Here is a 13,554-nt window from a genome sequence, read left to right as displayed (position 1 = left end):
GTACCGGGACGTGTACGGCTTTCGCCCTCGTTTATGAGCTTCTCTTGGCTGGACGGAGAACGGGACCACGTTAGGCTCGGGTCCCATGTCTGGAGCGAACCCGCAGGCCGCCCGCAGGGCCGGCCGCCAGGACGTCCCGCGGGCGGCGGCCCGATGAGCGCGATCACCGTACGCGTGCCCGCGAAGGTCAACCTGCAACTCGCGGTCGGGCCGCTGCGCGAGGACGGTTACCACGACCTCGTGAACGTCTTCCACGCCGTGTCGATCTTCGACGAGGTCACGGCCGCCGAGCCCGGCGACGTGTCGGCGGCCGCGCCGCCGCTGACCGTGCGGATCGAGGGGGAGTCGGCGGGCGAGGTCCCCGCGAACGACGACAACCTGGCCGTACGGGCGGCCCGCGCGCTGGCCGGCCACGCCGGTCGCTCCTACAGGGCCGATCTGCTGATCCGCAAGTCGATCCCGGTCGCGGGCGGCATGGCGGGAGGCAGCGCCGACGCGGCCGCCGCCCTGGTGGCCTGCAACGAGCTGTGGGGCCTCGGCCTGCCGGTTGAGGACCTCATGGAGATCGCCGCCGACGTCGGCAGCGACGTGCCGTTCGCCCTGCTCGGCGGCACGGCCGTGGGCACCGGCCGGGGCGAGCGGCTGTCGCGCCTGGAGACGTCGGGCGCCTTCCACTGGGTCTTCGCACTCGCCGACGGCGGCCTGTCCACCCCCCGGGTCTACGGCGAGTGCGACCGCCTGCGCGAGGAGGCCGGGACGGACCCCGGCCTTCCGGTGGCGAGCGAACCCCTGCTGGCCGCGCTGCGGGAGGGGGACGCCGCGGCCCTCGGCCGGGCGCTGACCAACGACCTGCAGCCGGCGGCGCTGTCCCTGCGGCCGTCGCTCGCGCACACGCTGCACGCCGGCGCCGAGCTGGGCGCCCTGGGCTCGCTCGTCTCGGGGTCGGGCCCGACCTGCGCGTTCCTCGCCGCGTCGGAGACGCACGCCGCGGAGATCGCCGCCGGGCTCAAGAACGCCGAGGGCTGCCGGGCCGCCGTCACGGCCACCGGCCCGGTCCCCGGAGCCGTGGTCGTGGGCTGAGGCCCGCATGCTCGCCGAATAGGTTCGAGGGTCGCGGGGCGGATAGGCTTGTCGGACGATGAACCTGGTCAATCTGGAGTCGGTCTCCCACGCCTTCGGTCTCAAGCCCCTGCTGGCCGATGTCTCCCTCGGCATCGAGCAGGGCGACCGGATCGGCGTCGTGGGCCGCAACGGCGGTGGCAAGACCACGCTCATCTCCATCATCTCCGGCACGCTGCGGCCCGACAGCGGGCGCGTGACGCACACGCGCAACCTGCGGATGGGCATGCTCTCCCAGCGCGACGAGTTCGACCCGGACATGCCGGTGAAGGACATCGTCCTGGCCGGGCGGGCCGAGCACGAATGGGCCGGCGACGCGGCGATTCGGGAGATCCTCGCCCGGCTGCTCGGTGACGTCGACCTGGCGTCCCCGGCCGGCGCCCTGTCCGGTGGCGAGCGCCGCCGTACCGCACTGGCCAGGCTGCTGATCGGCGAGCACGACCTGATCGTCCTCGACGAGCCGACGAACCACCTGGACATCGAGGCCATCGCCTGGCTGGCCGGGCACCTGTCCCGGCGCAGGTCGGCGTTGCTGGTCGTCACGCACGACCGGTGGTTCCTCGACGCGGTGGCCACCCGGACCTGGGAGGTCGTGGACGGCACGGTCGAGCGGTACGAGGGCGGCTACGCCGCCTACGTCCTCGCCAAGGCCGAGCGCGCCCGGCTCGCCCAGGCGGCCGAGGAGCGCAGGCAGAACCTCATGCGCAAGGAGATCGCCTGGCTGCGGCGCGGCCCGCCGGCGCGCACGTCCAAGCCGAAGTTCCGGATCAACGCCGCCGAGGCGCTGATCGCGAACGAGCCGCCGCCGCGTGAGACGGTCGAGCTGCTCAACTTTGCCTCGGCGCGGCTGGGCAAGACGGTCTTCGACCTGGAGGACGTGACGCTCCACGCCGGCGGCCCCGGCGCCGGGCCGCTCGTGCTCGACCACAGCACGTACCAGTTCGGTCCGGGTGACCGTATCGGGCTGATCGGGGTCAACGGCTCGGGCAAGTCGTCGGTGCTGCGCCTGTTGTCGGGCACGGTCACCGAGGACAGCGGCCGGGTCGTGCGGGGCAGGACCGTACGGCTCGCGCATCTGTCGCAGGAGCTGCACGACCTCGATCCGTCGCGGCGGGTGCTGGAGACGGTCGAGGAGGTGCGCAAGTACGTCCAGGTAGGCAAGAAGGAATGGTCGGCCTCCCAGCTGCTCGAACGCCTCGGCTTCCGGGGCGAGGCGCAGTGGAAGGTCGTCGGCGACCTGTCCGGCGGTGAGCGGCGGCGGCTCCAGCTCCTTCGGCTGATCATGGACGAGCCGAACGTGCTCCTGCTCGACGAGCCGACCAACGACCTCGACATCGAGACCCTCACCGAGCTGGAGGACCTGCTCGACGGCTGGGCCGGCACGCTGGTCGTGGTCAGCCACGACCGCTACTTCCTGGAGCGGGTGGCCGACCGCTGTGTGGCCCTGCTCGGGGACGGCAGGCTCTCCATGCTCCCCGGTGGCGTGGACGAATACCTGGAGCGCCGGGCCTCGGGGACCGCGCTGTCCGCCCGCGCCGCGGCGTCGTCGGCCGCTCCGGCCGCCGTACCGGCGGAGCAGAGGCAGGGCGGGGACGGGCAGGGCGCGGACCAGGCGGCCACGGCCGGGCTTTCGGCCAAGGAACTGCGGGAGCTGCGCAAGGAGCTCAACCGGCTGGAGCGGCAGCTCGACAAGCTCGGCGAGCGGGAGGCGGCGCTGCACGCCGACATGGCCGGGGCCGCCGGCGACTTCACCCGCCTGGCCGCTCTCGACGCGGACCTTCGCGAGGTCGGCGCGCAGAAGGAGACGGTCGAGCTCGAATGGATGGAGCTCGCCGAACGCCTCGAAGGCCAGTGACTCCCGTCTCTGCGGCTGCGCGCCCAGGGCACGGAGACCGGCCACAGGGCTCACATCACACCAGGATGCGGGACAAGGCGGCGCGTGGCCCGGGAGGGCCGCGCGCCGCCGCGCTGTCGACGTTCGCCGCCGCGCTGTCGCCGTCCGCGGTCGCGGTGTGCCGCCCGTCGTGTGACGGTCCGTGGGGCCACTCGGACGTATTCACGACGGGTATGGGTTCCATCCCTCGGATGTGACCTTTGTCACATCGCGTCCTGACCCACTGGCTGACAACCATCCCGTCAGGTCCCACATGATCAGCGCAAACACAGCTGACATTCAGGAACCACGGTGACAGGGCGCCACGTATGTCGCGGTTGCCGGCTAATCGCGCTGCAGGATTACCACTTTTTCCCTCCTTTCTTCGTATAACTTTCTCTTCGTTCCTTCACTGACGCATGGGGCGCAAGTGACGCCTCACGACAGACCAGGGAGATTTTCCATGAAGCGCACGCTTGCTCTGGGTGGCATGGCGGCCGGTCTGCTGGCCACCGCCGTTGTCGCCTCCCCGGCCGCCCACGCCGGGAACGATGTTGCCGCCGACTCGCTGGCCAGCACCAACTTGGCCGCTCAGCAGGTCGCGGCGTTCTGGTATGGCGAGAACGCGGCCAACCTGATCAACGCCACGCCGTACGGCGTGGAGACCAAGGTCGTCGCCAAGCACGTCTCCAAGGGCGGGCCGGCGGCCGACAGCAAGCCCGGCGTGGTGCCGGCGATCGGCGACGAGAAGAAGTCGGCCGCGAAGTCGAAGAACGTGAACCTGCCCAAGACCACGGGCAAGGTGTTCTTCATCGGCGGCGACGGCAAGCCGCACTGGTGCACCGCGACCTCGGTGCAGTCGGCCTACCACAACCTGGTCGGGACCGCGGGTCACTGCGTCTACGACACCGAGTCGAACAAGGCCACCCTCGACAAGTGGGTGTTCGTCCCGGGTTACTACCAGGGCAAGACCCCGTGGGGCATCTACGTCGGTAAGACGGCCTACACCCACTACGACTACGACGTGTACGAGGACGGCGACCGCGACTACGCGTTCGTCACCGTGTACAACGGCGTGCAGGTCGACCGTGCCCACCTGTCCGGCGCCCACAGCGACCAGGGCAAGGACTTCGGCACGTACGAGACCTACTTCGACGCGCGCAAGAAGGTCAAGCAGCTCCAGGACGCCAAGGCGTCCGGCGCGTCCGACCTGAAGATCACCCCTGTCGTGACCAGCCAGGCCACCGGCAAGGGCAAGCTGGGTGACCCGAGGAACTTCGGTTCCGAGTGGGTCCAGGTCAACCAGGCCGCTATCAACACCAAGGTGGCGGACGGCGACCTCGGCGACAAGGCTCCGACGGCCTTCCCCGCCGGCACCGGCGTCAAGGTCGCGCCGAGCAGCCAGCAGGCCTTCCAGGCGGCGTACGCCGCCGCTGCGAACGGCAAGAAGGGCTACGAGGGGCAGAACAACGTCAACGGCTGGGCGTGGAGCCCCGACCTGAAGACGCTGTACGTCAAGCGTGGTCTGGTCTACACGACCCGTACCTTCTGGATCAACTACGACGTCGACTACAAGGTCACCGGCAAGGTGCTGTGGATCGGCCTGTCGGACGTCGGTCGCCTGGGCGACAAGGTCGGCGGGCAGGGTCTGGCCTACAACCAGAAGATCGGCCAGCCGGTCTTCGTGTTCGGCTACCCGAGCGGGTCGCACCCGGACGGCAACTACGCCTTCTCCGGCCACACGCTCAAGTGGACGTACGGCAAGACCTTCGCCGCGACCGCTTCGGCGATCAAGGCCGAGGAGCTGCAGGGCGTCAAGTCCTCCTTCACCGGTGAGGGCTCGCTCGGCTCGGCGTGGCTGCTCAAGTACAACAACAGCCGTCGCCTCGGCTACCTGAACGGCGTGACCATCGGTGTCTCCGACACCGACAGCAACGACCGCTACGACACCTCCGTCTCCCCGTACTTCGACGGCGAGACCTACGGCGTCTACAAGGCCGCTGCCAGCAAGTGGTCCGGCAAGATCGTCTGATCTGCCCAAGACTGATCGAGAAGGGGCCCGGCATCCAGCCGGGCCCTTTTTCCGTTCTCACAGCGCCGTTCTCACCGGCCCATGCTCACGGGGCCGGCCCGCCGCTCATGGCCGGGACGTGGTTCCGCTCACGAACGCATGAGGCAGAACTCGTTGCCGTCGGGATCCTGCATCGTGATCCAGTCCTCACGCTCGGCCTGAACCGTCGCCCCCAGCGCGCAGAGCCGCTCGACCTCTGCGACCGCGTCGGTGGTGCCCAGGTCGAGATGAACCCGGTTCTTGACCCGCTTGCTCTCCGGCACGAGCTGGAAGAAGATGCGGGGCAGTCTGCCGGCGGTGTGGACGAGCAGGACCGTGGGGTCGTCCTCCGGGTCGTTGATGCCCATGGAGCGCAGCCGGGCCAGCTCCTCCTCGTCGTACGGCGCGATCTCGTAGCCGTCCAGGACCTGCGCCCAGAATCGGGCGGTCGAAGCCGGATGAGGGCTGTCGAAGACGATGTCCTTGATGGATGCCACAGGACTCCCTTCAGAAGACGGATGACGTCGGAGACGGTGAGCCGAGCCGCCCGGGAGGGGCTGTCCGGGTGACCGGGACGACGGAAAAGGGCCCGGCATGAAGCCGGGCCCTTCTCGTCAGGCGTACGGAGATCAGACGATCTTGCCGGACCACACGTTGGCGGCCGCCTTGTAGACGCCGTAGGTCTCGCCGTCGAAGTACGGGGAGACGGAGGTGTCGTAGCGGTCGTTGCCGTCGGTGTCGGAGACGCCGATGGTCACGCCGTTCAGGTAGCCGAGGCGACGGCTGTTGTTGTACTTGAGCAGCCAGGACGAGCCGAGCGCGCCCTCACCGGTGAAGGAGGACTTGACGCCCTGCAGCTCCTCGGCCTTGATCGCCGGAGCGGTCGCGGCGAAGGTCTTGCCGTAGCTCCACTTGAGGGTCTTGCCGGAGAAGGCGTTGTTGCCGTCCGGGTGCGACCCGCTCGGGTAGCCGAACACGAAGACCGGCTGGCCGATCTTCTGGTTGTAGGCGAGGCCCTGGCCACCGACGTTGTCGCCGAGGCGGCCGACGTCCTTCAGGCCGACCGACGCCGTCTTGCCGGTGACCTTGTAGTCGACGTCGAAGTTGCCCCAGAAGGTGGCCTGGTACTTCTTGCCGTCCTTCTCGAAGGTGTAGACGGTCTGCTTCGTGGCGTCGCTGGAGTTCCAGCCGAGGCGGTAGTAGTGGTGCCTCCGGGCCTCCTTGACCACGGCGCCCCACGTCTTGTCGTCGTAGGTGGACTCGCCGATGTGGCCCTTGGCCCAGTTCTCCAGGGTCGCGCGAGCCGAGTCGTTGGTCTTCGGGTCCACCGCGATCTGGGCGACGCTGGCCGCGACCTTCTTCGAGCCCGAGGTGCCCAGGGCCACCTTGTGGGCGTAGTCCACGACGGACTCGACCTTGAGGCCGGAGTAGCCCGAGTGCGCCTTCAGCTTGCGCAGGGCCCAGGCAGCCTGGCCGTAGGTCTCGTACGCGGCCGACTCGTACTTCTTGCCGTCGGAGGTGACCGTCGGGAGCACGCCGTTGTACACGGTGACGAACGCGTAGTCGCGGTCGCCGTCCTCGTACACGTCGTAGTCGTAGTGCGTGTAGGCGGTCTTACCGACGTAGATGCCCCACGGGGTCTTGCCCTGGTAGTAACCCGGGACGAACACCCAGCGGTCGAGCGTGGCCTTGTTCGACTGCGTGTCGTACACGCAGTGCCCGGCCGTGGCGACCAGGTTGTGGTACTTCGACTGGACCGAGGTGGCCGAGCACCAGTGCGGCTTGTGGTCGGCGCCGATGAAGAACACCTTGCCCGTGGTCTTGGGCAGGTTCACGTTCTTCGACTTCGACGTCGACTTCTTCTCGTCGCCGATCGCCGGCACGACGCCGGGCTTGCTGTCCGCGGACGGCCCGCCCTTGGACACGTGCTTCGCGGAGACCTTGGTCTCCACGCCGTACGGCTTGGCGTTGACGAGGTTGGCCTTGTTCTCGCCGTACCAGAACGCCGCGATCTGCTTGGCTGCCAGGTTGCTGCTGGCCAGCGTGTCGTGGGAGACGTCGTTCCCGGCGTGGGCGGCCGGGGAGGCGACAACGGCGGAGGCCAGCAGGCCGGCCGCCATGCCACCGAGGGTGAGGGTGCGCTTCAAGAGGGGTTCTCCCTTGGTCTGTCGTGGGGCGCCACCTGCGCCCCATGCGTCAGTAAAGGACTGATAAGCAAAGTTATAAGAGAAATGAGGAGGATCAACGGCCTTTGGGTGAGCGCACGGTCGCACTCCGTGATGTTGAGCCTCGGAGTGCCCTCAGGCCGTTTCTGAGAATTTGCTGTGTTTCACCTGTTGGGGGCGTGAATCTTCGGCCGCGCCCGGCGTTGCTCGCAAGATCCATTAGGCGCTCTGAATGTGACCTAAATCACACCAAAGAGACGAAACCAGAAAGCATGGTGATCACGTCTGAGTTGCCCGTCGCGGTGATGCCGGGGTCCGGACGAGGCTCGGACCGTCCCGGAGGGGATGGGCGGCGCCGCTGAGTGGAGACGAGCCCCGAGGGGGTGTTCACACGGGGGGAAGGGCGCGTACGGCCGCCAGGGGCGAGCACAGAGCAGCGGCGAGCAGCCGGAAACACGAAAAGGGCCCGGCTGGATGCCGGGCCCTTTCGGGATCAGTCTGAGACAGATCAGACGATCTTGCCGGACCAGTTGCCGGCCGCGGCCTTGTAGACGCCGTAGGTCTCACCGTCGAAGTACGGGGAGACGCTGGTGTCGATCCGGTCGTTCTTGTCGGTGTCGGCGAGGCCGATGGTCACACCGTTCAGGTAACCGAGGCGACGGGCGCTCTTGTACTGCAGCAGCCAGGACGAACCGATGGCGCCCTCACCCGTGAAGGAGGACTTGACGCCGACCAGCTCCTCGCCCTTGACCGCGGCGGCCGAGGCGGCGAAGGTCTTGCCGTAGCTCCACTTGAGGGTCGCACCCGAGAAGGCGTTGTTGCCGTCGGGGTGGTATCCGCTCGGGTAGCCGAAGACGAAGACCGAGCTGCCGATCTTCTGGTTGTAGGCCAGGCCCTGACCACCGACGTTGTCGCCGAGGCGGCCGACGTCCTTCAGAACGATCAGCGGGCCGTGACCGCCGCCCCGCAGGCTCTTCACGTAGAAGGTCCGCTTGAAGTAGCGGTACTCCCGGTGCCCGGGCCAGCTGGGGGTGGGCGTCGGGGACGGGGAGGCCGAAGGCGTCGCGCTGGGCGAGGTGCTCGGCGAGGCGCTCGGCGACGGGCTCGGCGAGGGGGACTGGTGGTGGCCCTGGCCGAAGCCGGCCACGTCACGGTCGCCGTACTGGCCGTGCCCGTGGTGGTCGTCACCGTGGTGGTCGTCACGACCGCGCACCTCCTTGCGGAAGTACAGGGTCTTGCCGTCCTCGCTGATGTACCAGTCGCGCCGGCTGTCGTACTCGCGGCCGCTGATGTCCTTGGTCACGACACTCGTGCCCTGGGCCCAGGGGCCGTTGCCCGTGAGGTCCTTGCCCTTGTTCTTGGCCTGGAACTCGCGGACGCTGATCTGGCGGACCAGGGTGCGGTCGTCGTGCCCGCGCCCACGGTGGTCGTCACGCCCGTAGCGGTCGTCACGCCCGTAGCGGTCGTCACGGCCGTGGTGGTCGTCGCGCCCGTGGTGGTCGTCACGGCCGTGGTGGTCGTCGCGCCCGTGGTGGCCGTAGCCGTCCTCGACCACGGTGGGCAGCACGCCGTTGTACACGGTGACGAACGCGTAGTCGCGGTCGCCGTCCTCGTACACGTCGTAGTCGTAGTGGGTGTAGGCCGTCTTGCCGACGTAGATGCCCCACGGGGTCTTGCCCTGGTAGTAACCCGGGACGAACACCCAGCGGTCCAGCGTGGCCCGGTTCGACTCGGTGTCGTACACGCAGTGCCCGGCCGTGGCGACCAGGTTGTGGTACGACGACTGCACCGAGGTCGCGGTGCACCAGTGCGGCCTGTGGTCGGCGCCGATGAAGAACACCTTGCCCGTGGTCTTGGGCAGGTTCACGTTCTTCGACTTCGACGTCGACTTCTTCTCGTCGCCGATCGCCGGCACGACGCCGGGCTTGCTGTCCGCGGACGGCCCGCCCTTGGACACGTGCTTGGCGACGACCTTGGTCTCCACGCCGTACGGCGTGGCGTTGATCAGGTTCGCCTTGTTCTCGCCGTACCAGAACGCCGCGACTTCCTTGGCGGCAAGGTTGGTCCCGGCGAGGGTGGCGGCGCGATGGTCGGAGCCGGCATGAGCGGCGGGGGCGGCGACGGCGGCGGAGGCCAACAGGCCTGCCGCGACGCCACCGAGAGCGAGCGTGCGCTTCAAGAGAAACTCCCTGGTCTGTCGTGAGGCGTCACCTGCGCCCCAAGCGTCAGTAAAGGAACGAAATTGAAAGGTATCTGAGAGAATGCTGGGAAAGGGGGTATTTCAGGTGACCAGATTGCGGGCGCCCCGGCGTCGCGCCGGTGTCCGAAGGGCTCTGGCGTGGTCGTTTCCGCTGATCATGACGGGTGGATCCGCTCGCTGATCACGCTCAGTGATGGACCGGTCCAGTAATTGATGTGACGAACATCACACTGGGTGACGAAACCGGTGATCGCTGAAGACCCGTCCGAGATTGCCGTGTCGGCACCGAGAGGAACGGTGCCGCCTACCGGAGCCCGTTGTCGAGCGCGTCGGAGGGGGCGTCGAAGGGCACGAGGAGCGTGCGCAGCAGCCGGGCGAGGGCCTGCTGCTCGTGCTGGTCGAGGCCGGCCAGCAGTTCGCGTTCCCGCCGCAGCAGGTCGGCGAAGGCGGCGTCCACCCGGTCCATGCCGGCGCGGGTGAGCCGCACCAGCACGCCGCGCCGGTCCTCGGGATCGGGGCGCCGGGTGACCAGCCCGGCGGCGGCGAGCCGGTCGATGCGGTTCGTCATGGTGCCCGACGTCACCAGGGTGGCGCGCAGCAGCGCGCCCGGGCTCAGCTCGTACGGCTCGCCGGAGCGGCGCAGCGCCGTCAGCACGTCGAACTCCCACGACTCGATGTCGTGGGAGGCGAAGGCGGCCCGGCGCTCACGCTCAAGATGCCGGCTCAGGCGGGAGACCCGGCTGAGCACCTCAAGCGGTGCCACGTCCAGGTCCGGGCGCTCCTGCTTCCAGGCCGCGACCAGCCGGTCCACCTCGTCCTCGGCGGGCCTCGAGAAGGTCATGGGCCGAGTCTAGCTTTTCTTGACATCGAGATATCTCACGCGATATCGAGTTATCTTGACATCAAGATATCGGGAGGTGGGCATGCCTGCGGACATCTGGGACCCGGAGGTCTACGAGCGTTACGCGGCCGAACGCGGAAGGCCCTTTCACGAGCTCGTCGGCCGGGTGGGCGCCCGGTCGCCCGAGTACGTCGTCGACCTCGGCTGCGGCACCGGGGAGCTCACCGCGACGCTCCTCGCTCGCTGGCCCGGCGCCCGGGTCCACGGCGTGGACGCCTCACCCGCCATGATCGCCAAAGCGCCGCCGGGCCCCGACTTCGAGGTGGCCGACGTACGGGACTGGCGTCCGTCGCGGCCGGTCGACGTGATCGTCTCGAACGCGCTCCTGCAGTGGCTCCCCGAGCGCCGCGACCTGCTGGCCCGGTGGAGGGGCTGGCTCGCCGAGGACGGGTGGCTCGCCTTCCAGATGCCCGGCAACTTCGACGCGCCGAGCCACGCCGTCGTGCGCGACCTGTGCCGTACGACCTGGCGGGCGGAGCTGGGCGACGTGCCGCGTGGCGCGACGGTGGGGGATCCCGAGGAGTACGTCGACCTGCTCGCCGGTCTCGGCCTCACGGTGGACGCCTGGGAGACCACCTATGTCCACGTCCTGCCGGGGGAGGACCCGGTGCTGAACTGGATCAAGGGCACGGCGCTGCGGCCGATGCTCGACCGGCTGCCGCCCGAGCGGCACGCCGCCTTCCTCGCCGACTGCGCGCGCGCCCTGCGGGAGGCCTACCCGCCCCGTCCGTACGGCACCCCCTTCCCCTTCCGCCGCATCTTCGCCGTCGCCCACTCGTGAGGCCACACCCGAGCGATCCGGAGGGGCGCCCCGACGAGCGAAGCGGGTAAAGCTGTTCATTTTGGCGTGGCACTATGACGGCCCGACCGGGAGGAACTTGGGGGAACGGTGGCGCTTGAGATCGAGGACAAGTTCGACGTCCAGGACGACTTCACCCTGCCCGACCTGGGCGGAGTGCCGGGGTGCGCGCGGGTGGCGGAGCCGCTGTCACACCGCCTGACCGCGGTCTACTTCGACACCGCCGACCTGCGCCTGGCCGCCCGGGGCGTCACGCTGCGGCGCCGGCGCGGCGGGGACGACGAGGGCTGGCACCTCAAGCTGCCCAAGGCCGCGGGCGCCCGCGAGGAGATCACCCGGCCGCTCACGCGCAGCGCGAAGACCGTCCCCGCCGAGCTGGCGAGCCTCGTCCTCGCGTACACGCGGGGCGCCCCGCTGGCGCCGGTGGCCCAGTTGGAGACCCGCCGTTCCATCGCGCTGCTGCTCGGTCCCGGGGACGTGCCACTGGTGGAGGTCGCCGACGACCGGGTCAAGGGCACCGTCCTCGGCGACGAGCCGGTGGTGCGGCGCTGGCGGGAGGTCGAGGCCGAGATCAAGGAGGGCGACTCCGAGATCCTCAAGAAGGTGGGCAAGCGGCTGCGCAAGGCGGGCGCCGTCCCCGCCGCCAGCGGGAGCAAGCTCGCCCGGGTCCTCGGCGACCGCCTGCCCGCGCCGCGCCCGGCCACCCGGCCCGAGCCGGGCTCCGTCGGCGAGGTCGTCGTCGGATACCTCCGCGCCCAGGTCGCCGCGCTCGCCGCCCAGGACCCGCGCGTACGGCTCGCCGGGGAGGACGCCGTGCACCAGGCCCGGGTGGCCTGCCGCCGGCTGCGCAGCGCGCTCAAGGCGTTCAAGCGGATCGTCGTGGAGACCGAATCCGTGCAGGAGGAGCTGAAGTGGCTCGGCGAGGTGCTGGGCGAGGCCCGCGACCTGGAGGTCATCCGGGCGCGCTTCGCCGCCCGACTCGACGCGCTCGATCCCCGGCTCGTCACCGGCGAGGCGCGCCGCAGGCTGGGCGACGACCTGCTCGCCAGGGAACACGAGGCGTACGACCGCATCCGGGCCGCGCTCGGCGGCGAGCGTTACTTCGCGCTGCTCGACGCCCTCGACGCGCTGGCGGCCGACCCGCCGCTGACGGCGGCGGCGGGCAAGGACGCGGGCAAGGCGCTGCCGAAGATCGTGGACCGGAACTGGCGGCGGGTGGCCGACGCCTACGACGCGGCCCGCCGGGCGGAGGAGGGCGAGGAGCGCGAGACGGCCATGCACGAGGTGCGCAAGGCCGCCAAGCGCGCCCGCTACACCGCGGAGGCGGCCGGCCTGTCCGGGCCGGCCAAACGGGCCAAGGAGGTGCAGAAGGTGCTCGGCCGCCACCAGGACGGCGTGGTCGCCCAGGACACGCTCCTGGAGGAGGCGGGCCGGGCGAGGGAGGCCGGGGAGGACACCTTCACCTATGGCGTGGTCGCGGGCGTCGAGAGCGCCGAGGCGGCCCGCGCCCACGAGGAGTTCCCCGCCGTCTGGGCCTCCGTCACCGGGTGATCCGCCGGCCGGTCAGGTGACGTAGCGCTCCAGCGTGACCGCCCGGCCGGCCGTGTGGTGGAGGACGGCGAAGCCGCCCTTGGCGAGGGCGAGGTCGGCGGACCGCGTGCGGTGCAGCGCCTCACCCGCCGTGCCCAGCAGTGCGGGCAGCACCTTGCCGTGGCTGCACAGCACCGCCGCCTCCGCCGCCGCGAGCGAATCGCGCACCAGCCGTTCCGCCTCCCGGGGGTCGTAGCCGCTCTCCGACAGCGCCTTCTCCCCGCGCACCTCCAGGCCGTGCCGTTCCGCGTACGGCCCGATCGTCTGCGTGCAGCGCCTGCTGTGCGAGCTCACGAGCCGCTCCGGCCGGTACGCCCCGAGCACCGTGGCCAGGATCTCGGCCTGGGCGAGACCCCGCTCGTCCAGCGGGCGGTGGTCGTCGTCGCCCTGCCACTCCTGCCGCGAGCCCGCCAGAGCGTGCCGCAGGAAGATCAACGGGGTGGTCGTGAGGGGCGCGGCGCCGACGGCCCGCAGCAGGCGCCTGTCCCAGTCGTAGGTGAGGCGCCGCGCCGCCTCCTCGATCGGCAGCCAGACGACCTCGTCGACCTCCTCGCCGTCGCCGCCCGCCGCCCGCCCGTCGCCGGGATCGCGGGCGAGCCAGTAGTCCACCCGCTTGAGCCGGCCGTCCTTCAGGTAGTGCACGGGCGGGAGCGCGCGGCCGAGCACGACCCGGAGGCCGGTCTCCTCCCGCACCTCGCGCAGCGCCGCGGCGATCACGTGCTCGCCGTGCCTGAGCTTGCCCTTGGGCAGGCTCCAGTCGTCGTACGCCGGCCGGTGGACGAGCGCGATCTCCGGATCGGTCTCCTCGCCCCGCCACACGACCGCGCCGGCCGCTCTGATCACGCGGGCCTCCCTGA

General features: G+C 70.1%; 10 protein-coding genes. 5 read left to right on the top strand and 5 right to left on the bottom strand.

The window, feature by feature from the left end; translation table 11 throughout:
• Positions 1 to 153 precede the first annotated feature (153 nt).
• The 3 genes from FED44_RS21490 (at position 154) to FED44_RS37525 (ending at position 5,024) form a co-directional block, all read left to right on the top strand.
• A complete protein-coding gene (locus FED44_RS21490) occupies positions 154 to 1,080 on the top strand; it encodes a 4-(cytidine 5'-diphospho)-2-C-methyl-D-erythritol kinase (protein WP_138461823.1) in 927 nt (308 codons plus the stop codon).
• 58 nt (positions 1,081 to 1,138) lie between these two features.
• Positions 1,139 to 2,974 (top strand): ABC-F family ATP-binding cassette domain-containing protein, encoded by a 1,836-nt coding sequence (locus tag FED44_RS21485; protein ID WP_138461822.1) that lies wholly within the window; start codon positions 1,139 to 1,141, stop codon positions 2,972 to 2,974.
• Between the two features lie 481 nt (positions 2,975 to 3,455).
• Entirely contained in the window at positions 3,456 to 5,024 is a 1,569-nt protein-coding gene (locus FED44_RS37525) for a trypsin-like serine peptidase (protein WP_244302128.1), read from the top strand.
• Positions 5,025 to 5,152: 128 nt separating this feature from the next.
• On the opposite strand, the gene FED44_RS21475 is transcribed toward FED44_RS37525, so the two are convergent.
• From FED44_RS21475 to FED44_RS21460, 4 genes are all read right to left on the bottom strand, one after another.
• On the bottom strand, positions 5,153 to 5,539 hold the full coding sequence (locus tag FED44_RS21475; protein WP_111701397.1) for a VOC family protein: 387 nt from the start codon (positions 5,537 to 5,539) through the stop codon (positions 5,153 to 5,155).
• Positions 5,540 to 5,671: 132 nt separating this feature from the next.
• The gene (locus FED44_RS21470; RefSeq protein ID WP_244302127.1) at positions 5,672 to 7,189 is read right to left on the bottom strand and encodes a trypsin-like serine peptidase; all 1,518 of its coding nucleotides are present in this window, start codon (positions 7,187 to 7,189) and stop codon (positions 5,672 to 5,674) included.
• A 526-nt stretch (positions 7,190 to 7,715) separates the two neighbouring features.
• Complete coding sequence (locus FED44_RS37520) at positions 7,716 to 9,386, bottom strand: trypsin-like serine peptidase (protein ID WP_244302126.1); 1,671 nt, start codon at positions 9,384 to 9,386, stop codon at positions 7,716 to 7,718.
• A gap of 325 nt (positions 9,387 to 9,711) precedes the next feature.
• On the bottom strand, positions 9,712 to 10,248 hold the full coding sequence (locus tag FED44_RS21460) for a MarR family winged helix-turn-helix transcriptional regulator (RefSeq protein ID WP_111701396.1): 537 nt from the start codon (positions 10,246 to 10,248) through the stop codon (positions 9,712 to 9,714).
• Between the two features lie 82 nt (positions 10,249 to 10,330).
• Between FED44_RS21460 and FED44_RS21455 the strand changes: the two genes are divergently transcribed.
• Both FED44_RS21455 and FED44_RS21450 read left to right on the top strand, forming a co-directional pair.
• Positions 10,331 to 11,089 (top strand): trans-aconitate 2-methyltransferase, encoded by a 759-nt coding sequence (locus tag FED44_RS21455; protein ID WP_187405973.1) that lies wholly within the window; start codon positions 10,331 to 10,333, stop codon positions 11,087 to 11,089.
• 108 nt (positions 11,090 to 11,197) lie between these two features.
• A complete protein-coding gene (locus tag FED44_RS21450; RefSeq protein ID WP_138461821.1) occupies positions 11,198 to 12,658 on the top strand; it encodes a CYTH and CHAD domain-containing protein in 1,461 nt (486 codons plus the stop codon).
• Positions 12,659 to 12,670: 12 nt separating this feature from the next.
• Here the strand turns inward: FED44_RS21450 and FED44_RS21445 are convergent, their stop codons facing one another.
• The gene (locus FED44_RS21445) at positions 12,671 to 13,540 is read right to left on the bottom strand and encodes an NUDIX hydrolase (RefSeq protein WP_138461820.1); all 870 of its coding nucleotides are present in this window, start codon (positions 13,538 to 13,540) and stop codon (positions 12,671 to 12,673) included.
• Between the last annotated feature and the right edge of the window lie 14 nt (positions 13,541 to 13,554).

The organism is Microbispora triticiradicis (assembly GCF_005864065.1).
Taxonomy (GTDB): Bacteria; Actinomycetota; Actinomycetes; order Streptosporangiales; family Streptosporangiaceae; genus Microbispora; species Microbispora triticiradicis.
The sequence above is the reverse complement of the archived record's forward strand: the minus strand, read 5'-3'. Positions and strand labels throughout refer to the sequence as shown.